This window comes from Streptomyces sp. NBC_01304 (assembly GCF_035975855.1).
Taxonomy (GTDB): domain Bacteria; phylum Actinomycetota; class Actinomycetes; order Streptomycetales; family Streptomycetaceae; genus Streptomyces.
The window spans coordinates 1265609-1287396 of the sequence record NZ_CP109055.1 but is presented as its reverse complement, the minus strand read 5'-3'; the positions used below and the strand labels follow the sequence as shown (position 1 = coordinate 1287396).

Below are 21788 nucleotides of genomic sequence, written 5' to 3'. Positions count from 1 at the left end.
CCCTCCGGGCGGACGGCGGGACTTCCGACGCACGCCCTAGGAGGCGCCTGCGACCTCAACTCGCCGATGTGGAACACTAGTTCGCGTTCCAGTCGGTCGATTTCGATGGGCGGCATCCCCCATGAGCATGGTCCTCTCCTTCACCTGCGTCACGCCGGAGGAGCTGGCGCGAGCCCTGCAGGATCCCGAATGGGCGGAGGAGTTCCTCGACGAGCTGGATTCGGACGAGGACCGTCCGGACAATCCCGACGGCTTCATCGAGAAGGCGTGGGCCGGTATCCAATATCTGCTCGATGCCGCGGAGGCGGGGGTCGATCTGCAGATGGGCGGTCTCCCGATCGACGAGGAACTCCTCTTCACCGGCTGGACCGCCGAGATGGTCCAGGACGCGGCGAGGAAATTGCAGGTGTTGCCGTTCGAGAAGCTGGCTGCCCATTACGACCCGGCCCGCATGCAGGAGCAGAACGTCTACCCCAACATCTGGACGCACGACCCGGACGGCGAGTGCGAATATCTGAAGTGGCACTACGGCACGCTGCTCACCTTCTTCGAAGAGGCCTCTGCCAAGGGCTCGGCGGCGATCGTGGAGTTCAACATCTAGGGCAGGCCCGCCGCCTCCGGGAGCAGCACCCGCACCCCCACCGAGACCAGATCGTCGACCAGCGCGGCCTTGCCCCTCGGGTCCTGCGTGCCACGGATCCGTACCGCATCGTTCACCATCATGATCACCGCCTGCACGGTCACCCGTGCCGCGTCCGCCCCGAGCGCCGGGTCGGCCTCGCGCAACAGCCCGGCCCAGCCGAGGATGCCGTCGCGCTGGACGGCCCGGTACTTCGCGGCCTCGGTCGCCGGCAGATGGATGACCTCGGTCACTGACACCGCGATCAAGTCGCCGTGGTCCAGGGCGAATTCGGCGTACGAGCGCAGCAACAGCCGCAACGACTCCTCGGGCGTGCTCCCCTCCAGGAGCGCCCGCGTCGTGTAGAGGCGGATCCACTGCCCGGCCCGTTCGATGATCTCGGCGAGCAGCTCCGCCTTGCCGGTGAAGTGGTGGTAGACGCTGGGCCCGGCGATCCCGGCCGCCGCGGCCACCTCCTCGATGCCGACCGCCGCATAGCCGCGCTCGCCGAACAGCCGCGTGGCCACCAGGATGAGCTGCTCACGGCGCGCGAACCGGTCGAGCGCGACATCGCGCGGACCCGGAACGACGGTCATCTGCCGCGCCCGTGACGGCAGCACGGTCCTCGCGGCCCGCTCGGCGAGCGCGTACAGCTGCCTCTCCAACGTGCCGCCGGGCGGCGTGACTTGGTGGTACGAGACGCTCCCCAGCAGCGACAGCGCACACTCGGCCAGGAACGCCGCGTCCGCCGGCGCGATGCCGCGCTCCGCGCACAGTGCGTCGCGTACGACATCGCGCAGCGCCAGCAACCGGCGCCCGCTCTCCAGCCGCCCCTCGTCCCCGAGCCGGCGGGCCTCCCGCTGCCACAGCGCGGGGTGCCCGCGATGGCGCAGCGCCTGGGCGGCCAGGGCGCGCAGGATGGCGTCGAACCCGTCCGGTCGTGCCTCGTCGGCCGCCGCCGACACCACGTCCATCGCCGCGGTCAGGACGGCGCCGAGCAGGGCCCGCTTGCCGGGGAAGTGCCGGTAGAGAGAGGTCGAGGTGACACCCAGGTCGGCGGCGATGTCCGTCATCGCGGTGCCGGCGTACCCCTGACGCAGAAAGCGCGCGGCGGCGGCTTCGAGGATCAGCTGCTTGCGATTGCGCGGCCGCACCCGCACCGCGTCCCGGCCCCGCCCGCCCACGTCGCGCCTTTCCGTCCCGGCCATCCGATCCGGCCCATTATGGCCTCGCCGCTACGGGCGTCCGGGGTGGGTCTGGGGCAAGGCGGTGGGCTGGGCCGGCCAGGGGAGCGGGAGTCTGCGCCGCTTCCCTGGCCGGCGGACTGTGCGGTCAGCGGCGGACGGTCCAAGTCAGCGTCGTCCGCAGCGACTTGGCGATCGCCGGATCGCGGACCGCGTCCGTGCGGTCGACGACCGTGACGGTCAGCCGGTGCGCGCCCGAGCCGCGTACGCCGAGGTCCGCGACCGCGACCTCGGTCGCGTCGGCCGGCGCGCCGATCCGCTTGCCGTCCAAGGACCAGCGCACCTGCAGCGGCCGGGCGTCGTCGCCGAGCGGCCGGGCCAGGGAGATGCGCGCGGTGTCCCCGCTCCGCAGGGGGCGCGACGTGGGCGTCAGGGCCCGCGCGGCCGAGGCGTGCCGGTGGAAGCCCGCGATCATCGCCTCGGTGCCGGGCAGGTTGAAGGGCTTGCCGAGGACTCGCATCATCGAGGCATCGGTGGGGCGGTTGAGGCCCGTGACGTAGTAGCCGCCGCCCTCGTACGCGCCGACCGTGCCGCCGTCCGGGGAGGTCTCGCCCAGCCAGCGGTACCACTTGGTGCGGGCGTTCTCCATCTGGGCGGCGCTCAGCGTGGAGATGTTGGAGTCGCCGGGCTCGGGACCCGAGTAGTGCTCGTAGCCGGGGGTGCCGGGGTAGAAGTACTCGTCGGCGAGCTTGCCGAGGGAGTGCCCCGTCTCGTGGATGGCGACCTGGCCGGACAGGGCGTTGCCCGCCGAGGCGGTGGCTATCCCGTCGTAACCCAGCGTCGGGCTGGGCGTGTTGTAGCCCGCGCCGCCGTACTTGGAGCTGTTGGAGAGGACCATCACCAGGTCGGCCTCGGGGGCGTTGTCGACGTACGAGTCGACCTTCGCCTCGTCGATGCAGAGCAGCCGCTCGATGTCGTCGCACCAGAAGTACGAGCCGAGCGCGGTGTCCCGCACGACGTCCTTGCCCGGGTCGCCGGAGACGCCGGAGTCGCGGGAGACCGCGTCCACCGCCCAGACGTTGAAGAGGTTCGCGTACGTGGCGTACGGCTCGACCGCGGCGACCTCGTTCCAGCGCTCCTTCACGTCCGTGTGGAACCGATCGAGTTCGGCGCCGGTGTAGCCGTCGCCGACGAAGACGATGTCGAGGCGGTCCCCGGTCGGGCCGTTGTCGACGACCTTGGTGACGTCGCCGTCGCCGGCCGCTTCGCCGGGGGAGAGGGCGGTGGACTTGGCGGGCTTCTTGCCGTGCGGGGAGACCAAGGTGTGGCCGGAGCCCGCCGCGGTGTGCCGGTGGCCGGACTGCTCGGGGCCGGGAATCTCCACCTCTACCTGGCCGTTCGGTGCGGGGTCCGCCGACGCGGGCTCCGGGACGGCGGCGAGGGCGCAGGCGACGGCGGCGGCCACCGCGGCCGCCGCCAGCGATCTGGTCATGCCTGTGGACGTGCGCAAGAGGTCCTCCGTGGGGGGTGAGTTAAGTTCCAGGATCAGGAGGTTTAAGTGCACGCTTAAGCTAGGGGTGGGGGTGATGGCCGCACAATGCCTTCAGGGGCGCGGATGAGTACTGGGTGAGATTTGAGGGGAATGCGCAGTGGACGAACCGGTGGAGATCGGACGCCGCATCCAACGGATGCGGACCGAACGAGGATTGACGCAGCGTCAGCTCGCCGAGCCGAAGTACACCGCGGCCCACGTCTCCACCCTGGAGTCCGGCAAGGCCCGCCCCTCCGAGACCGCCCTGCGCTACTTCGCCGGGCAGCTCGGCACCACCTACGAGGAACTGGTCACCGGCCGCCCCGCCCACCTCGCCACCGAACTCCGCCTCGCCCTCACCGACGCCCAGCGCCTCCTCGCCACCGGCACCCCCGAGCAGGCGGCCGTGCGCTACCGGGAGCTCCTGGCCGAGGCCGAACGCCTCGCCCTCGCACCGGAACAGGCCGCCGCCCGCACCGGCCTCGGCGAATGCGCCCTCGAAGCGGGCCAACTCGCCGACGCCCGCGCCCACTTCGAGGCCGCCGAACGCATGCTGGCCGACCAGCCCCTGCCGCGCCGCGCCCGCGCCATCCGGGGCCGGGCCGTGGCCCATCTGCTGGCCGGCGAACTGCGCTACTCCTGCTACGTCCTGGAGACCGCCCTCGACGAACTGGGCGCGGGCGAGCTGCAGGACCCCGACGCCCTCGTCCTGCTGTACGCCGCCGTCATCGCCCCCTACATGGACATGGGCGCCCACGCCCGCGCCGCGCATGCCGCCGAGGTCGCCCTCGCGCTCGCCCCGCAGGTCTCCGACCCGGCCCTGGTCGCGGGCATGCACCGCAGCGTCGCCCGCACGCTGCTCGCCGAGGGCCGCATCGCGGAGGCGGACGCCTCACTCGCCAAGGCCCAGGAGCTGTACCAGCAACTGCACCTGCGCACCGAACTCGCGCACTGCCACTGGATGCGCGGCTACGTCCACGCCCAGCACAACGCCCTCGAGGACGCCGAACGCGAACTGCGCACCGCCGCCGAAATGCTCGCCGCCAAGCGGGCCCCGCTGTTCACCGCCCAGGTCGAGGTCGAACTCGCCGACGTACTGCGCCGCCGCGGCCGCCACGAAGAGGCCCAGATCCTGCTCTCCCGCCTGCTCGACCTGGGCGACGCCCGCGGCGCCGTGCACGCTGCGGGCGCGCACCGGCTGCTCGGCCTGATCGCCGAGGACCGCGGCGACAGCGAGCGCGCCGAGGACCACTACCTGAGCGCCCTGGCACTCCTCGAACGCAGCGGCGCCGCGGGCGACTTGGCCGACCTGTGCCGGCTGCTCGGCGACCTGCTGCGCCGCATGGGCCGCACCGAGGCGGCGATGGACGCCTACCGCACGGGCCTCGGCCATCGCGCGGCCATCGGCACGACAACACTGGGGCCCGCGCCGGGATGTGCGGCGCCGGGCGGCGTCCACCTGGTGTGAGGGGTTCGGCGGGCCGGTGACCGTCGACGACACGGGTGCCGCGAGCGTCGCCGGACAAGTGACGGGCGTCGCCGACGACGCGATTAGGGCACGGTCCTCGGCCCTTGCCCGTAGCGGGGGCGACTCGGGCGCAGGGGCGGGGGCAGGCGGGCGCAGGCGGTGCGGCGTGAGCCGGTGCGTGAGGGGGCCAGGTTCGAGTCGAGTGGCGCGCGCGGCCTGCCGGGACGTTCCCTCGCCGCCAGCCCTGCGACGCCCCGGTGAAGCAGGGGACTTCAGGGGCGTACGGGCCGTGGGAGACGGTCAGTTGGGGTGTCCCCGGCCTCACTCGGACAGGTGTGCGTGCCGGGATTCTGTCGGCGCAAAACGCTCATTGCGGCACTAGTCCGGCGGCAGTAGAAGGGGCAATACACATAAACGTTGCGGCCGCGGCGTCCCCGAAGGCACCCACAGCGCACAGCCGAACAGAGATCAGGTGATCGAGCATGCCGCAAGATCCCCACAGTGCCGTGACGAACGAACCCGAGGACAGCGCAGCCGTAATGGTCGAGCAGGCGGCGGTGCTGCAGGCTCCGTCCGAGGGGTCGCAGGGCGAGGCGCAGCACGCGACGAGCGAAGGGCTCGAGCAGGTCGAGAACTACCGGCGGCCGGAGCACTTCGCGCCGGAATCCTGGACGCCGCCGTCCGCCACGCTGCCCGACATCGGTGAGGCCTCGTTCGGTCCGCCGCCCCCGGCACCCGAGACGGTGCACGGACCCGACGACCGCGTACAGATCACGAACACCAACGTGTACCCGTGGCGGGTGCACTGCTACCTCCTGATCACGGCCCGCGACAACACCCTCTACCAGGGCACCGGCTGGATGATCGGCCCGCACACCCTCGCCACCGCGGGCCACGTGGTCTACATCAAGGGCAGCGGTGTGGCCGGACGCGACGGCTGGGTGAAGAGCATCCAGGTCATGCCGGGACGCAACGGCGGGTCGCTGCCGTACGGCAGCATCACCTGCACCAGCTTCCGCTCGGTGCTCGGCTGGACGAACGACGGCGACGAGAACTACGACTACGGCGCGATCATCACGCCGTCCAACACGGGCTCCACCACAGGCTGGTTCGGCTTCGGCGTCTACTCGGACTCGGACCTGCTCAAGACCACCGGCAACATCGCGGGTTACCCGGGCGACAAGCCGGCCGGCACCCTTTGGTACGCGGCGCGCGGCATCGACTCGGTCGCCGCCCGCAAGGTGTACTACGACATCGACACCGCCGGTGGACAGAGCGGCAGCTCCGTCTACCGCATCGACAACGGCAACCGCTACGGCGTCGCCATCCACGCCTACGGTGGGGCACGGGTGAACTCGGGCACCCGCTTCACCACACCGGTCTTCAACAACTACGCGGCATGGAAGGCGTGAGCACACCGTCATGAGCGATCGTGAGTCCGCAGTGGAGATCACCGGCGTCGTCCGTGACGCCTCGGGGGCACCGGTGGCGGGCGCCCATGTCCTGTTCACCGACGGGCCCGTGCCGCTGCCGGACATCGCCGCCCTGACGGACGGCGGGGGAGGGTTCTCCCTCGCCGCACCCGCGCCGGGCGACTACACGATCCTGTGCCGGGCGGACCCCGTTCTGGGCTCGCCCGGCACGGCCCGGGCCACGGTCCACGTCGGGCCGCCCGGCCGGGGCGCGGCGGCGGCACAGGTGCGGGTCGAGCTGACCCTCGGCTGACCGCCGGGCGGCCAAGGGCCCGTCATCCATCCGGCCACGCCGGTCTCCGTCATCCGTCCATCCGCGTCGGCCCCCGCCGGCACCCCTGTCCCTGACCTCGTACGACGTGCGATGCTCGGTCCCGTGCACAGCAGTCACATAAGCCCTGTCTTCGTGGGCCGCAGCGCCGAACTGACCGCCCTCGGCGAGGCGCTGTCCCGGGCCGACGCCGGGGAGCCCCGCGCCCTCTTCGTGGGCGGCGAGGCCGGCGTCGGCAAGACCCGGCTGATCCAGGAATTCGTCGGCAGGGCCGCCGCTGACGGAGCCGTCGTCGCCCTCGGCGGCTGCGTCGAGGTCGGCGCCGACGCCCTGCCGTACCACCCCGTCTCCACCGCCCTGCGCTCCCTGCGCCGCCAACTGGGCGCGGAGGTCGACGCCGCGGTCGCCGGCCAGGAGGGCGAACTCGCCCGGCTGCTGCCCGAACTCGGCGAGATGGACCGGGGCCACATCGAGACCGACGGCCGCGCCCGGCTCTTCGAGCTCACCGTACGCCTCCTCGAACATCTCGCCGCGGACCGCACCCTCGTCCTCGTCCTGGAGGACCTGCACTGGGCCGACCGCTCCACCCGCGAACTGCTCAGCTACCTGCTGCGCGCCCTCACCGACAGCCGCCTGCTCATCGTCGCCACCTACCGCACCGACGACCTGCACCGCCGCCATCCGTTGCGTCCCGCCCTCGCCGAGTACGAGCGGCTGCGCACCGTCACCCGCCTCGCCCTGCCCCGCTTCGACCGCACCGAGGTCGGCCGCCAACTCGCCTCCCTGCGCGGCGAGATACCCGACGAGCAGGTACTCGACCGGGTCTTCGCACGCTCCGAGGGCAACGCGTTCTTCGTCGAGGAGCTGGCCTGCAGCATCCGCGAAGGCTCCCCGGGCGGCATCAGCGAGTCCCTGCGAGACCTGCTCCTGGTCCGGGTCGAGGCACTGCCGGACGAGGTGCAGCGCGTCGTGCGGATCACCGCCGAGGGCGGCTCCGAGGTGGAGTTCCGGCTCCTCGCCACCGTCACCGGCCTCGCCGAGGACGAGCTGATCGAGGCCCTGCGCACCGCCGTCGGCGCCGCCGTCCTGCTGCCGTACGACGAGGGCGAGTCCTACCGTTTCCGGCACGCCCTGATGCGCGAGGCCGTGGCCGGCGACCTGCTGCCCGGCGAGCGCTCCCGGCTCAGCCGCCGCTACGCCGAGGCGCTGGAGGCCGACCCCACGCTCGTACGCGCCGAGGAGCGGGCCGGGCGTCTCGCCGGCTACTGGTTCGATGCCCGCGACCCCGCCCGCGCGCTGCCCGCCGTGCTCGCCGCGGCCGCCGCCGTCCGTGGCCGGCACGCGTTCGCCGAGCAGCACCATCTGCTCGAGCGGGCACTGGAGTTGTGGGACGACGCTCCCGAGGAGCTGCGCGGCAAGGCGATGCGGCAGGGCGTCGAGGACGGCCTGGGTCCATCCATCACCCCGGACGTGCCCGGGGACTTCGTGGACCTGCTCGCCGCGATCGCCGTCGCCGCGCGCTTCGCGGGAGAGCGGGAGCGGGCCCTCGCCCTCTGCAAGCGGGCACTGCGCAAGCTGGACGGCGACCCTCTGCGGGCGGCCTGGTTCTGGACCGAGCGCCACAAGCTGATGCGTGACCTCGCCCGCTCCGACGGCTGGGACGAGATCGCCCACGCGCAGAAGCTGGTGCAGGACCTGCCGCCGTCCGTCGTGCAGGCCGAGGTGCTGACGCGTGCGGCGTACTGGCACGTGGTGCACCGGCCGACGCCGGCGGTGGTCGAGGCCGCGGAACAGGCGGTGGAGCTCTGCCGGGTGACGGGCGCCGAGACCACCGGGCTCGGCGCGCGGCTCACCCTGGCCTGGCTCACCATCCACGCGGGCGACGTCGAGGCCGGGCTCGCGCAGGCCCGCGCCGTGTGCGCCCGGGAGCTGGAGCCGGGCAACGCCAACGTCCTGCTGCGCGGCCACGGCAACCTGTCCACGGCGCTGCACGGCCTGGGCCGCTACGCCGAGGCCGTCGTGGTCGCCGAGAAGGGCAGCGGCCTCGCCGAGCGGTACGGGCTGCCGGACACCGCCTCGTACATCGACGGCAACCTCGCCGAGTCCCTCACCCAGCTCGGCCGCTGGGCCGACGCCGACGAAGTGCTCGGCCGGGCCCTCGGCCGCCGCGGGGTGAGCGCCCGCATCCTGTCGCTGATCGCCGAGGGGAGGGCCGAACTGGCCCTGCTCCGGGGCGCGTACGACGAGGCCCGGAGCAGGATGGCGGAGACCGGCAGCAGCACCGCCGGCCTCTACCCCGAGCCGCAGGTCACCCTGGCCGTGGGCCGCGTGGCCATCGCGCTGGCGGCCGCCGACGGCCGGATCCTCGACGTCCGCTCCCTGCTGGACGAGGCGGTCGGCGAGGCCATCCCGTTCGGCCACCATCGCTACGGCTGGCCGCTGCTGTACGCAGCCGCGGCGGCGGAGGCGCGGGCCCGCGGCCACGCGGTGGCCGAGCCGGGGCGCGCGGCCGCGGTGGAGCGGATCCGCACGGCGATGCGGGGCCAGCCCCGCTTCGTACCGCTGTGGGCCGCCCAGGCCCTGATGACCGAGGCCGAACTGCTCACCGCCGAGGGCGAGGACGCCACCGCCCGTTGGACGGAGGCCGTCGCCGTCATCGGGCGGTCGGAGGCCCCGGTGCTCCTCGCCACCGCCCGGCTGCGACTCGCGGAAGCCTTGATCGGCCAGGGCGGCGCCGGGTCCCGCCCGGCGGCCGGTGAGCTGCTGCGGCAGGCCGAGGCGGTGGCGCGGGAGTTGGGCGCGGCGCCGCTCCACACGGAGATCACCTCGCTGGCCGGCCGGGCCCGGATCCCGCTGCGGGAAGCCGACGCGAAGGCGGCACCTAGGGCCGAGCTGGGGCTGACCGAGCGCGAGGGGGAGGTGCTGCGGCTGGTCGCCGCCGGGCGGAGCAACCGGGGAATCGCCGAGGAACTGTTCATCTCACCGAAGACGGCGAGCGTGCACGTCTCCAACATCCTGGCCAAGCTGGGCGCTTCGGGCCGGGGGGAGGCCGCCGCCATCGCACACCGGCTGGGCGTCTTCGACGAGTGACGTTGCGCTGTTGCCGCGCCGGGGCGGCGTGGAAACCGGCCGACCGAGGCCTGGGTGGGGGACCGAGGGCGCGCCCGTACCGGCCACCGGGCCGGTACGGGCGCGCCCTGTGCGGGACGTACGCGGCTACCGCGCGCTGAGCTTCCCCCGCTTGAGCTGCAGCACCTCGTCCGAGGCGTCCGCGACCTCCCGGGAGTGCGTCACCACGATCACGCACTTGCCCTCGTCGTGCGCCAGCTTCTGGAACACGGCGATGATCCCGGCCGCCGTCTCGTGGTCGAGGCTCCCGGTGGGCTCGTCCGCGAAGAGGATGTCGACCTCGCAGGCCAGCGCCCGGGCGATGGCCACGCGCTGCTGCTGGCCGCCGGACAGCTGCAGGGTCTTGCGGTTCTGGTCGACGCCGTCCACGCCGAGCAGGTCCAGGAGTTCGACGGCGCGCTTCTTCTTGTTGACGCCCTTCACGCCGGTGATCTCCATGGCGGAGGTGATGTTCTGCACCGCCGTCATGTAGGTGAGCAGGTTCAACGACTGGAAGACCGTGGCCACATGACGGTTGCGGTACCGGCCGAGGCCAAGCGCCGAGACGTCCTGGCCCTTGAAGCGGACGCTGCCGGAACTCGGCGCGTCCAGGCCGCTGGCCAGGGAGAGCAGCGTCGTCTTGCCGCTGCCGGAGGGGCCGATGACGGCGTACATGCGGCCGGACTCGAAGGAGTAGTCGACACCCTTGAGGACGGTGCGCCTGCGGTTGCTGGTCTGGTAGGTGCGGGTCAGGTCGGTGAGTTCGAGCACGGGAGCCGCGCCGGGGGAAGTCATCGCGTCAGTCGCCCTTCGTGAGGATGTCGCGCGGGTTGAGGCGCAGCACGCGGGCGCCGGGGACGAGGGTGGCCAGGGCGGCGATGCCGAGGCCCGTGGCGCCGACCTTGGCGATGTCGGCGGGGCCGAGCCGGATGTCCATCTTGTCGATGGGCTTGACCTCGGGTTCGTTGCTCTTGTTCGCGCCGCCGGTCGGGTCGCTGGGGTCGGGCTTGTTGGCGTCGTTCTCGGCCTGCTGGTTGGCGGAGGAGACCTCGCCGGAGAGCAGCTGATTGCCGATGGCCTGGGAGAGGAACTGGCTGCCCGCGGCGGCGAAGCCGATCGCGAGGACCGCGCAGGCGACCACCTCGACCAGGTGCTGGCCGAGCAGCTTGGGCTTCTTCTCGCCGAGGGAGAGCAGGATGCCCAGCTCCTTGCGGCGTTCGCGCAGCGACGAGGCGACGATCAGGGCGAGGATGACGGTGCCCGCGAGCGCGACCAGCCAGACGGTGACGGAGGCGAAGTCGGCGGTCTTGCTGATCGGGCCGACCAGGGTCTTGTACTGCTTGTCGTTGACGCTGATCGGGAAGATCTTGAGGTCGGCCCCGGCCGCCTCCGCGTCCTTCTTCAGCTGGTCCAGGTCGCCGGGGTCGCGGAGGGTGAAGGTGGCCTCCTTGACGATGCCGCCGTCGGCGCCGACCTTCTTGCCGTCGAGCCGGGTCGCGCCGTCCGGGGAGACGTAGATCTGGTTCGACGGGGCCATCATTGGCGGTACGTACGTGCCGGTGTCCGCGGTGTTGTTCTTGTAGATGCCGCCGACGACGAAGTCCATCTCCTTGGTGCCCAGCTTGCCGTCGGGGTGCTGGATGTTGGCGTTGAGCTTGACCTTGTCGCCGACCTTGAGGTGGTTGTCCTTGGCCACCCGCTCCTCGATGACGACCATGTCGTCCTTGCTGTCCGGCTTGATCCCGGAACCGGAGATGATCTTCGAGTCGCCGTTGCGGAAGTCCTTGACCGCGTTCAGGTCACGGATCCCGTCCACCTTGAAGAAGTCCACGCCACCGGAGTCCTGGCCCCCCGGCGCGGGCACCGGCTGGTGCAGCTTGACCTGCTTGGTGGGGGCCGCGACACCGTCCTTCATGTAGTTGCACTGGGCGACCACCGACGACTTGCAGATCTTGTCCACGAGGCCGCGCTTCAGATCACCCTCGGCGCCGATCATGCCGCCCTGCTGGCCCTCGGGCTTCTGCATCTTCCCCGAGTTGATGAGGGCGTTCAGATCCAGCTGCATCGTGGCCACTGCGCCCACGCTGTTCTTCGCCGACTCGGCGGCCCGCGCCGCGGCGGACTGGATGAGAAAGCCCGAGAGCACCAGCGTGCAGATGACGAAGAACAGCCCGACCAGCATCAAGGTCTTGCCGAGATGGCTGGTCAGCCGCCACCACGCCCGTTTGAACAGATTCATTGCGTACGACTTCTCCCTGCCCGGTGACTTCGCGGAACTGCGGAACCGGATTGCGGAACCGGATTGCGGAACCCGATTGCGGAACCGGATTCACGCTAGACAGACCCCGTTTTGAGCCCCGTTTGAAAAGTCCGGGCTCCGGGCGGCCGCTCATACACGGTTCAAATCCCGCATCTGATAAATGTGGGCAGAAGCGCTGTCGAACGAGCGCGGGAATTCATAGGAAAGGGTCGCGGCTCGTGCGGGTGCTGGTGGTCGAGGACGAGCAGTACATGGCCCGGGTCCTGGAGATCGGCCTGCGCCGCGAGGCCATCGCCGTCGACGTCGTGCACGACGGGGCGGCCGCCCTGGACAGGGTCGCCGTCTACGACTACGACGCGGTGATCCTCGACCGCGACCTGCCCGGCATCCACGGCGACGAGGTGTGCCGCCGCATCGTCGCCATGCGCCTGGAGTGCCGCATCCTCATGCTGACCGCCGCCGGACGCCTCGGCGACAAGGTCGAGGGCCTCGGCCTCGGCGCCGACGACTACCTGGCGAAACCCTTCGACTTCCCCGAACTCATCGCCCGCCTGCGGGCGTTGTACCGGCGCAGCCCCATGGCCCACGCGCCCGTCCTCACCTTTGCCGACGTCTCCTTCGACACCCACCGGCGGCGCGTGCTGCGCGCCGGACAGGAGGTGCGCCTCACGCCGAAGGAACTGGCCGTCCTGGAACTGCTCATGCGCGCCGACGGCGGCGTACTGAGCGCCGAATACCTCCTCGACAAGGCGTGGGACGCGCACGCCGACCCGCTGACCAACGCGGTACGTCTCGTCGTGCACACCCTGCGCAAGAAGCTGGGCGAGCCGCAGCTGGTGCACACGGCGATCAGTGCCGGCTACTACCTGGGAGCGAAGTGAGACGGCCCTCCTGGCTGCGCAAGGGGTGGCCCGCCCGCACCCTGAGCATCCACACCCGGCTCTTCCTGGGCTTCGCCGGCGCCCTCGCCGTCTCGGCCGCCCTGATGGTCGCCATCATCTACTCAGGGATGCGGTTCCTGCCGACGTACGACTTCCAGGACACCGTTGTCATCACCGATACCCGTGTCCCGAACCAGCCGGCGCACACCGGGGAGCCCCTGCCCGAGGTCAGCCTGCCGCCGGGGGTCAAGCCGGGCACCAGGGTGGACGGGTCGATCAGCAGCAAGGAAGACGTCTGGAACACCGTGCTGTGGGTGTCCGTCGGCGGGCTGCTCCTGGTGATGACGATCGGCCTGCTGGTCGGCTGGCGGCTGTCCAAGCGGCTGCTCGCACCGCTCGGCATCATCAGCCAGGCCGCCGCGCAGGCCGCGGACGGCCGACTCGACAGCCGCATCAACGCCCAGGGCCCCGCCGACGAGTTGAAGCAGCTGGCCGACACCTTCGACACGATGCTGGCCCGTCTTGAGGAGTCCTTCGCCGCCCATCAGCGCTTCGCGGCCAACGCCTCGCACGAACTGCTCACCCCGCTGGCCACCACCCGCGCCGTGCTGCAGGTCGCCGTCGCCGACCCCACCGGCGAGGAGTTCGCGGAACTCGCCCCGATGCTGGTCGAGACGAACGAACGCAACATCACCATCGTCAAGGCCCTCCTCGACCTGGCCGCCGCCGAGCACACCCCCTTCGACCCCGAACCGGTGGACCTGGCCGACCTCGCCGAGGCCGCGGCCGCCGAACGCGCCGGGCAGGCAGCGGAGGCCGGCATCCGCCTGGAGACCGACGCCGAGGCCGACTGCACCGTCAGCGGCAACACCACCCTGCTGCGCCAGCTCGTGCTGAACCTCCTCGACAACGCCCTGAGGTACAACGTGCCGGGCGGCTCGGTGCACCTCGCGGTCCTGCGCGAGCAGCAAGCGGCCCTCGACGTCGAGCACGTGGTCCTCGAAGTGGAGAACACCGGGCCGTACGTCGACGAAGCCGTCGCCCAGCGCCTGTTCGAGCCCTTCTACCGGTTGCGGCCCCGCGTCGCCAGCGACCGCTCCGGCCACGGCCTGGGCCTGGCCATAGTCCGCTCCGTCGGCCACGCCCACCACGGCACGGTCACCGCGCGGGCGAACCCGGACGGGGGCCTGACGGTGCGGGTCGAGCTTCCCGCGGGCCCGGGGCAAAAGGCCCTGCCCGGCCCGCACACCGTGAGCTAGCCTTGAGGCATGTCTTCTGTGCCTTGTCTGTGCTGGTGGCGCTCCCCTTAGGAGCGGCCACCCCCAAGGCATACCCACGGGCCGTTCGTCGGACGGCCCGGTTCTGTGCACTCACTCCGCCCAGCGCCCGCCCGTCCGGGCACGGTCCCTCGACCACACGCGGCAGGAGAGTCCCATGAGCAACGACATCACCACCCCCACGGCCACCGAGCCGACCGACGCCCACACCGCCACCGGGGCCGTCGACGCCGGCACGGCCCAGCGACGCAGCGCCGAGATCGAGGAGCAGCTGCGGCGCGATCCAGGCCCCTTCCGGGTCCTGACCGGCGACCGGCCCACGGGGAAGCTGCACCTGGGCCACTACTTCGGCACGCTGCGTAATCGCGTACGGCTGCAGAACCTGGGCGTCGACACCTTTGTCGTCGTCGCCGACTACCAGGTGCTCACCGACCGTGACCTCGCCGATCACCTGAGCGAGCACGTCGAGGACCTGGTCCTCGACTACCTGGCGACCGGCATCGACCCCGAGCGGTCCACGATCTTCGCGCACAGCGCGGTGCCCGCCCTCAACCAGCTGCTGCTGCCCTTCCTGTCCCTGATCTCGGTCGCCGAGCTGAACCGCAACCCCACGGTCAAGGACGAGATCGCCCACTCCCGGCAGTCCGCGGTCAGCGGCCTGATGTTCACGTACCCGGTACACCAGGCCGCCGACATCCTGTTCTGCAAGGCCAACCTCGTGCCGGTCGGCCAGGACCAGCTGCCGCACCTGGAAGTCACCCGCACCGTCGCCCGCCGCTTCAACGACCGCTACGGGACGGACGGCCCGGTCTTCCCGACGCCCGACGCCCTGCTGTCCGCCGCCCCGCTGCTGCTCGGCACCGACGGCACCAAGATGAGCAAGTCCCGCGGCAACTCCATCGCGCTCGCGCACACCGCCGACGAGACCGCCCGCCTGATCAAGGGCGCCAAGACGGACGCCGAGCGTCGCATCACCTACGACCCGGCGGCCCGCCCCGAGGTCTCCAGCCTGGTGCTGCTCGCCGCGCTGTGCCAGGACCGGGACCCGCGGGACATCGCCGAGGAGATCGGCGACGGCGGCGGAGCCGTGCTGAAGAAGACGGTGACCGACGCGGTCAACGAACACCTCGCCCCCCTCAGGGCCCGCCGCGCGGAGTACGCCGCCGACCGCGCGTTCCTCCGCAAGATCCTGCGGGCGGGCAACGAGCGGGCGAACGAGGTCGCCGAGCAGACGCTGAGCGAGGTCCGCAGGGCCATGGGCACCGCATACTGAGGACTTCCGCGGCCCGTTGAAGATCGACGCCGACCTAGAGTGGAACGATGACGTACGACGACGATCTCGTCCTTGAACGGACCGAGGGCCACGCGGGCCGGCTGACCCTGAACCGCCCGCGTGCCCTCAACGCGCTCAACCACCCCATGGTCCGCGCCCTCGACGCGGCTCTTGAGCGCTGGGCCGACGACCCGGCGGTCAAAACCGTGGTGATCAGCGGGGCGGGGGAGCGCGGCCTGTGCGCGGGCGGCGACATCCGGGCCATCCGCGAGGACGTCCTGCGCACCGGGGGCACCGAGTCCGCGGCGTTCTGGGCCGACGAGTACCGCCTCAACGCCCGCATCGCCGCCTTTCCGAAGCCGTACGTCGCCCTCATGGACGGCATCGTGATGGGCGGCGGCGTCGGCGTCTCCGCGCACGGCAGCGTCCGCATCGTCACCGAGCGCTCGCGCATCGCCATGCCGGAGACGACGATCGGCTTCGTCCCCGACGTCGGCGGCACGTATCTGCTGTCCCGCGCCCCCGGCGAGCTCGGCACCCACCTCGCCCTCACCGGGGGTTCCGTGGGCGCGGCCGACGCCCAACTCTGCGGACTGGCCGACCACTTCGTGCCCTCCGGCCGACTGCCGGACCTCGCGGCCGACCTCGCGCACCGGTCCGTGGACGAGGTGCTCGCGCGGTACGCGGAGCAGGCGCCGGACGGTGACCTCGCCGCGGACCGCGACTGGATCGACGCGTGCTACTCCTGCGACGACGTACAGGAGATCGTCGACCGGCTCCTCGACGCCGGCGTACCGGCCGCCAAGGAAGCGGCCCAGACGCTCCTCGCCAAGTCCCCGACCTCCGTCAAGGTCACCCTTGCCGCGCTGCGCAGGGCCCGCGAACTGCCCTCCCTGGAAAGGGTGTTGGAGCAGGAGTACCGCGTGTCGTGCGCCGGGCTCGCGAGCCCGGACCTGCCCGAGGGGGTGCGGGCGCAGGTGGTCGACAAGGACCGCAACCCGCGCTGGCAACCCGCCACCCTCGCCGAGGTGTCGCCGCAGGACGTGGAGCGGTTCTTCGTGGCGCCTGCTTGGGGGGACTGGTCCCCGGCGGCGCCGAGGTTCTGACGAGCGGGCGGGCGCCGGGGCGCGAGGAGTGCAGCGCGACCGGTGCCCGGGTCAGGCCAGCGTCAGGAACAGCTTCTCCAGCTCGGCCTCGCTCAGTGGCGGCTGTTCCCCGTCCGTGGCGTTCATGCAGTCCCGCATCCCGGATGCGATGATCTTGAATCCGGCGCGGTCCAAGGCCCGTGACACCGCCGCGAGTTGGGTCACCACGTCCTTGCAGTCCCGCCCCGCCTCGATCATCGCGATGACCCCGGCCAGCTGCCCCTGGGCCCGGCGCAGCCGGTTGAGCACAGGCGTCATCGTCTCCTGGTCGGCGTTCATCGCGTGTTTCCTCTCGTACGGCTCGTACGTGGATGGGGTTCAGGCCGCGCGCAGGGCGTGCCGTGCGGTGTCCAGGGCCTCGGGGCGGGGCCGGTTGAAGGGGAGCTTGCCGAGCATGGCGGCCATGCCGCAGGTGTTGCTCAGGCCCGAGTAGATCAGACCCGAGGCCACCCCGGCCGACAGCAGTAGGGCCCATGGGGTGAGCAGCCCGGCGGCCAGGCCGAGCAGCACCAACGAACCAGCGGTGAAACGGACTTGGCGGTCCATCGCCCACACCGCACGTCCCTGATGCGGCGCCGTGCGGACGGCCAGCCCGGCCGCCCGCCAGGCGTCGGTGCCGCCGGCGAGCCCGATGGCCTCGATCCCGGCCCCGGTGAGCAGGTCGCAGGCGGTGGCCGAGCGCTGTCCGGCGGCGCACACCACTATCAGTTCGCGGTGCGCGGCGGCCTCGCGCAGCTCGGGCAGCAGCGTCTGGAGGCTGTCCAGCGGGAGGTTGACGGCGCCGGGGACATGCCCGGCGGCGTACTCGCCCGGTGCGCGGACATCGAGGACGAGCGTCTTGTCGGCGCTCCGGTCGGTCAGCTCGGCGGGGCTCACGGTCAGGATGGTGCTCACGTTCAAGTGCTCCAGGGATTCGGGGAGTTGAGAGTGGCGCGGCGGTCAGGCGGTGACGGTCAGGCGGTGGCTGCCTGGCCGGCCGCCCAGGTGGCGTAGCCGCCGTCGAGGTTGGCCGACCGGCGGCCGAGTCCGGCCAGGAGGCGCTGGGCGTTGTGGCCGCGCAGGCCCACCTGGCAGTGCACGATCAGCTCGCCCTCGGGCAGTTCGGCGGCCCGCTCGCGCAGTTCGTCGAGCGGGATGTTGACCGCGCCGGGAATCGCGCCCCGAGCGTGCTCGGCGGCGGTGCGGACATCCACCAGGGCCGCCTCGTGCGTGTCGAGCTCGTGCCACTGCACGGTGCGGGCCGTGCCGGTGGCGAGGTTCTCGGCGATCAGTCCGGCCATGTTCACCGGGTCCTTCGCGGAGCCGTACGGGGGCGCGTAGGCGAGCTCCAGATCGGCCAGGTCCGGGGCGGTGAGGCCGCCCGCCATGGCGGTGGCGATCACGTCGATCCGCTTGTCGGCGCCGTCCCGGCCGACCGCCTGGGCGCCGAGGATGCGCTGGTCGCGGGGGTCGAGGAGGAGCTTGAGGGCGATGGGGGAGGCGCCCGGGTAGTAGCCGGCGTGCGAGCCCGGGTGCAGATGGACGGCCTGGTAGGGGTGGCCGGCGGCGCGCAGCCGCTTCTCGGTCCAGCCGGTGGCCGCGGCGGTCAGCTCGAAGACCTTGACGACGGCGGTGGAGGTCGCGGGCCGTGCGCCGACCTTGCGCCCGGTGAGGGCGTCGGCGACGAGGCGGCCGTGCCGGTTGGCGAGATTGGCGAGCGGCACCAGGACGGGCTCGCCGCTCAGCGCGTCCCGCTTCTCGGCGGCGTCGCCGACGGCATGGATGTCCGGGTCGCTGGTGCGCTGAGCGTCGTCCACGGCGATGCCGCCGCGGGGCCCGAGCTCCAGGCCCGCCGCGCGGGCGAGCGTGGTCTCGGGGCGTACCCCGATGGCGAGCAGCACCAGGTCGGCCGGCACGGTGCGCCCGTCGGCGAGCTCGACGGCGTCGGGCAGCACCTTCGCCAGCTGGGCGCCCAGCACGACCCGTACGCCGTGCGCCTGAAGCTGCTCGGCGACGGGGGCCGCCATCTCCGGGTCGAGCGGCGCGAGCACCTGCCCGGCCAGCTCGACGAGGGTCACGTCGAGCCCGCGCTCGCGCAGGTTCTCCGCGACCTCCACCCCGATGAAGCCGCCCCCGACGACGACCGCGGTGCGCGCCCCGGCGTCCAGCTCGGCGGCGATCCGGTCGGCGTCGCTCACGTCCCGCAGGGTGCGGGCCCGCTCGATGCCCGGCAGCTCGGGCACGAAGGGGCGGGCGCCGGGGCTGAGCACGAGCTTGTCGTACGTCTCCTCGTACTCGCGCCCGCCCTTGACCTCGCGCACCCGCACGGTCTTGGCGGCACGGTCGATCGCGACGACCTCGTGGCGTACCCGTACGTCGATGCGGAAGCGGGCCTCGAGTGAGGCGGGGGTCTGCAGCAGCAGGTCGTCGCGCTCGGCGATGGTGCCGCCGAGGTAGTACGGAAGGCCGCAGTTCGCATAGCTGACGTGGGCGCCGCGCTCGAGCACGACGATCTCGGCCCGCTCGTCGAGCCTGCGCAGCCGGGTGGCGGCGGACATCCCGCCGGCCACGCCTCCGATGACGATGACCTTCATGACTTGCACTCCTGACCCTCTGGAAACGCTGGTGCTCTGTGACCCCCCTGGTCTCTATACCCCCGAGGGTATCACCAGATGCCCCCGGGGGTATTTCTGAAGCCGGCGGGGATCCGCCGACGCACGTCGGTGGATCACCCAAAAGAGCAGGTCAGTGAGGGGAAAGAGCAGGTCAGTGGGGGGACGGCAGCTCGACCGCGAAGGAGTAGAGCCTGGTGATCTGGTCCTTGCTGCCGTTGTCGTCCGAGACCAGGTAGAGCGGATATCGCCCCTTGTGCTCGCCCGAGGTCCACTTCTCGCCGAGCGCCATGCCTTCGACATTGCCGAGCAGCGGGTTGGGCTGGGCCACCTTCGCCGCCACCTCGCCGGGATCGCCCGCAGGGCAGTCCTGCAGGTCGAAGAGGTCCGTGGAGTGCAGGTACTTGTCCGCCCCCTCCCGGTAGAGGGGCTTGGCCGGGTCGAAGGTCCGCGCACCCTTGAGCGACAGGCTCACGACCTTGACCGCGTTGCCCACCCCTTCGACGTACTGCCGCTGCAGCGCGAGGAGTTGGTCGTCGCCGACCGCGAGGAGCTCGGTCAGGTGCAGGCCCGGTGCCGCCAGGAAGGCGTACTGCTTGTCCGGCTCGTAGGTGCTACCGGGGGTTCCCGCGTAGCGCTGGATGCGCAGAATGCCGCTTCCCCGGTTGTCGCCGTCGAGGGAGAGCGGAGCCTCGAGGCCCGCGTACAGATGGCGGCCGTCGGGGCTGACCGCGAGCGACTCGATGGTGCGGCCCGACTGCGCGCCGCCCTTCGCGCCCGGCTTGAACTGGGCAGGGACGGGAATCTCGCCGCTCTGGTGTCCCGTGGCCAGGTCGAAGCGGCGGATGGACGGCTCGGTCTCCGAAGCGACGAGGACGGTCTTGCCGCTCTGCTCCAGGACCAGGGCCTCACCGTCGAATTCGTACCTGCCGAACTCGGCACCTCCGCGCTTGCGCAGGGTCGTGGCCACCTCGACCTCGGGGTCCAGATCCGTCGCCGTGCCGAGGGTCAGCGGGAAGAGATGGGGCGGAACGGTGTCCGTGACCGTCAGCGCCCTGTTCTTCTCGCCCGGGTCCGGCGACAGCGCGATCCCGGACAGGCCGACCACCGATTCGTTGCTCATCTCGACCTTGTCGAGAGCGTCCGAGTGGTCGAGCAGCGTTGCCTGGTCGGAGCACGCTCCGTACAGGGGCGCGGAAGTCGGCCAGCGGTCGATCAGCAGACCGGCAGTCAGCCCCAGTGCGACACCCGCCGCCCCCGCCACCAGCCACCCGCGGCGAGAGCGACGCTGCGGGGGCGGCGCCGGAGGCTGCGGCTCGGGAGGCGGCAGCACCGCCATGTTCCGGATGAAGTCGATGTTGCTCACACCGTTGATGTCCCGGGACTGCGGCTCCTGATAGAGCTTGGGCTGCATGTCCCGCATCGTCGCCTTGACCCGGGGGAAGAGCGTGCCGAGGGTCAGCATCTGCGGCCCGCCCTCGATGCCTTCGCGCATGGTCTTCACCAGCGCGCCGGTGAACAGGGTGCTGTGCCGGGCGTTCGGCGCGTGGGAGAGCCTGTTGCGGGCGGCGGAGGCCATCACGTACGAGCCCTCGACGTAGGACCCGCCGGGTTCCTTCAGGACCTCCATGGCGGCCTTCACGCCGCGGTCGGTGGCGGACATCGGATCCCCCAGCATGCGACCGCTGTAGCAACAGTCGAGGAGCAGGATCCGGCGGCGGGCGGAGCCGTGGTCGCGCATGGCCTCACGGATGTACCGGGAGTGCACCGAGGCGAACGTCCCGTTCTCCACGGAGCCCGGCAGCGTCAGATACAGCTGGTCGTCGTGGTCGTCGACCTGCCCGTGCCCGGCGTAGTAGACGAGCAGGGTGTCCTCGGCCCGCTCCGCGGCCGCGATGATCGGGTCGATCAGTTTGCTGTGGGTGGCCGGCTCCGCCACCTCCACCAGGTGCTCGTCGTCGTCGGGGATGCCCCAGAGGTTGTCGTCGGTCAGTGCCGAACGAAGTTGCTTCAGGCTCTCCTTGACGCTTCTCAGCGGCTGGAGCTCCGTGTAGTCGCTGACTCCGATCAGTACGCAGACGGAGCGTGCCGGGTCGATCTTCTCGGGGCGTGCCTCCGCGGGCATCAGGCGTCCCCCGACTCGCCCGCGTGCTCCTGCCCCGGGTCCGGGAGCGCGGCCAGGACCCGCGTGACCTGCCCGGCGGTGAGACCGGTGAGGGTCAGCTGGGTGCCGGTCAGGTCCGCCTGCCACGTCGCCTCCGGCCCGAGCGCGCCAAGGACCCGCTCGACCTGCCCGGGGGTAAGGCCGTTGAGGGTCAGCCGGGCGCTGCGCCCGCGGCGTCGCCCGGTGAGCCACGCCGCGTACAGGGGCGGCAGCTGGGCCAGTGCGCCCGACACGCCGATCACCGCGAGGACGACCTCGATGCTGCTACCCATCGCGCCCGCCGGGGACTCCTTCTTGACCCCCTCGATCCGGATCTGCCCGCGCAGCCCCTCGTCACCCGCCAGCCAGGCGTGCAGGGATTCCACATCCTCGTCGCGCTCGTCCGTGGCGGAGCCGAGCAGCTCGAACCTGATCTCCATCGTGTACCCCCGTGCAACTGCGGCCCCGGACGCCGGTATCCCACGCCTCGATCGTCGCAGACGACATTGACCGCAACAGCCTTGCAGAGCAAGCGGGTTTGCATTCCGGTTTCCTGCTGCGGTAG

General features: G+C 71.7%; 18 protein-coding genes. 9 read left to right on the top strand and 9 right to left on the bottom strand.

The genetic code is table 11. The annotated features are described in order from the left end of the window. Window positions 1-121: 121 nt before the first annotated feature. Entirely contained in the window at window positions 122-601 is a 480-nt protein-coding gene (locus tag OG430_RS05590; protein ID WP_327351288.1) for a YfbM family protein, read from the top strand. Here OG430_RS05590 and OG430_RS05585 read toward each other — a convergent pair. Then, complete coding sequence (locus OG430_RS05585; RefSeq protein ID WP_327351287.1) at window positions 598-1827, bottom strand: TetR/AcrR family transcriptional regulator; 1230 nt, start codon at window positions 1825-1827, stop codon at window positions 598-600. The two genes, OG430_RS05590 and OG430_RS05585, sit on opposite strands and share 4 nt — an antisense overlap. 124 nt (window positions 1828-1951) lie before the next feature. After that, a complete protein-coding gene (locus tag OG430_RS05580; RefSeq protein WP_327351286.1) occupies window positions 1952-3295 on the bottom strand; it encodes a M64 family metallopeptidase in 1344 nt (447 codons plus the stop codon). A 157-nt stretch (window positions 3296-3452) separates the two neighbouring features. Here OG430_RS05580 and OG430_RS05575 point away from each other — a divergent pair, with 157 nt between their 5' ends. The 4 genes from OG430_RS05575 (at window position 3453) to OG430_RS05560 (ending at window position 9635) form a co-directional block, all read left to right on the top strand. Continuing rightward, window positions 3453-4802: a helix-turn-helix domain-containing protein gene (locus OG430_RS05575; protein ID WP_327351285.1), complete on the top strand. Its 1350-nt coding sequence runs from the start codon at window positions 3453-3455 to the stop codon at window positions 4800-4802. 482 nt (window positions 4803-5284) lie between these two features. Further along, entirely contained in the window at window positions 5285-6214 is a 930-nt protein-coding gene (locus OG430_RS05570; RefSeq protein ID WP_327351284.1) for a trypsin-like serine peptidase, read from the top strand. Window positions 6215-6224: 10 nt separating this feature from the next. After that, entirely contained in the window at window positions 6225-6527 is a 303-nt protein-coding gene (locus tag OG430_RS05565; RefSeq protein ID WP_327351283.1) for a carboxypeptidase-like regulatory domain-containing protein, read from the top strand. Between the two features lie 123 nt (window positions 6528-6650). After that, window positions 6651-9635 (top strand): helix-turn-helix transcriptional regulator, encoded by a 2985-nt coding sequence (locus tag OG430_RS05560; RefSeq protein WP_327351282.1) that lies wholly within the window; start codon window positions 6651-6653, stop codon window positions 9633-9635. A gap of 126 nt (window positions 9636-9761) precedes the next feature. Here OG430_RS05560 and OG430_RS05555 read toward each other — a convergent pair whose 3' ends face one another. After that, entirely contained in the window at window positions 9762-10448 is a 687-nt protein-coding gene (locus OG430_RS05555) for an ABC transporter ATP-binding protein (protein ID WP_327351281.1), read from the bottom strand. A gap of 4 nt (window positions 10449-10452) precedes the next feature. Next, the gene (locus tag OG430_RS05550; RefSeq protein ID WP_327351280.1) at window positions 10453-11892 is read right to left on the bottom strand and encodes an ABC transporter permease; all 1440 of its coding nucleotides are present in this window, start codon (window positions 11890-11892) and stop codon (window positions 10453-10455) included. Window positions 11893-12131: 239 nt separating this feature from the next. Here OG430_RS05550 and OG430_RS05545 point away from each other — a divergent pair, with 239 nt between their 5' ends. From OG430_RS05545 to OG430_RS05530, 4 genes are all read left to right on the top strand, one after another. Continuing rightward, a complete protein-coding gene (locus OG430_RS05545) occupies window positions 12132-12794 on the top strand; it encodes a response regulator transcription factor (RefSeq protein ID WP_327351279.1) in 663 nt (220 codons plus the stop codon). Beyond that, the gene (locus tag OG430_RS05540) at window positions 12791-14053 is read left to right on the top strand and encodes a sensor histidine kinase (protein WP_327351278.1); all 1263 of its coding nucleotides are present in this window, start codon (window positions 12791-12793) and stop codon (window positions 14051-14053) included. Before OG430_RS05545 ends, OG430_RS05540 begins: the two co-directional genes overlap by 4 nt. Before the next feature lie 175 nt (window positions 14054-14228). Beyond that, window positions 14229-15344, top strand: a complete 1116-nt coding sequence (gene trpS, locus OG430_RS05535; protein WP_327351277.1) for a tryptophan--tRNA ligase — start codon at window positions 14229-14231, stop codon at window positions 15342-15344. Between the two features lie 47 nt (window positions 15345-15391). Further along, window positions 15392-16450: an enoyl-CoA hydratase/isomerase family protein gene (locus OG430_RS05530; RefSeq protein ID WP_327351276.1), complete on the top strand. Its 1059-nt coding sequence runs from the start codon at window positions 15392-15394 to the stop codon at window positions 16448-16450. 51 nt (window positions 16451-16501) lie between these two features. On the opposite strand, the gene OG430_RS05525 is transcribed toward OG430_RS05530, so the two are convergent. The 5 genes from OG430_RS05525 to OG430_RS05505 form a co-directional block, all read right to left on the bottom strand. Next, window positions 16502-16768: a metal-sensitive transcriptional regulator gene (locus OG430_RS05525; protein ID WP_327351275.1), complete on the bottom strand. Its 267-nt coding sequence runs from the start codon at window positions 16766-16768 to the stop codon at window positions 16502-16504. Between the two features lie 39 nt (window positions 16769-16807). Continuing rightward, complete coding sequence (locus tag OG430_RS05520; protein WP_442816691.1) at window positions 16808-17371, bottom strand: rhodanese-like domain-containing protein; 564 nt, start codon at window positions 17369-17371, stop codon at window positions 16808-16810. Between the two features lie 71 nt (window positions 17372-17442). After that, the gene (locus OG430_RS05515) at window positions 17443-19062 is read right to left on the bottom strand and encodes an FAD-dependent oxidoreductase (RefSeq protein ID WP_327351273.1); all 1620 of its coding nucleotides are present in this window, start codon (window positions 19060-19062) and stop codon (window positions 17443-17445) included. Between the two features lie 172 nt (window positions 19063-19234). Further along, window positions 19235-21205: a caspase, EACC1-associated type gene (locus tag OG430_RS05510; RefSeq protein WP_327351272.1), complete on the bottom strand. Its 1971-nt coding sequence runs from the start codon at window positions 21203-21205 to the stop codon at window positions 19235-19237. After that, window positions 21205-21663 carry an effector-associated constant component EACC1 gene (locus OG430_RS05505; RefSeq protein WP_327351271.1) on the bottom strand — a complete coding sequence of 153 codons (459 nt, stop codon included), beginning with the start codon at window positions 21661-21663 and terminating at the stop codon, window positions 21205-21207. The genes OG430_RS05510 and OG430_RS05505 overlap by 1 nt, the downstream gene beginning before the upstream one ends. Window positions 21664-21788 lie beyond the last annotated feature (125 nt).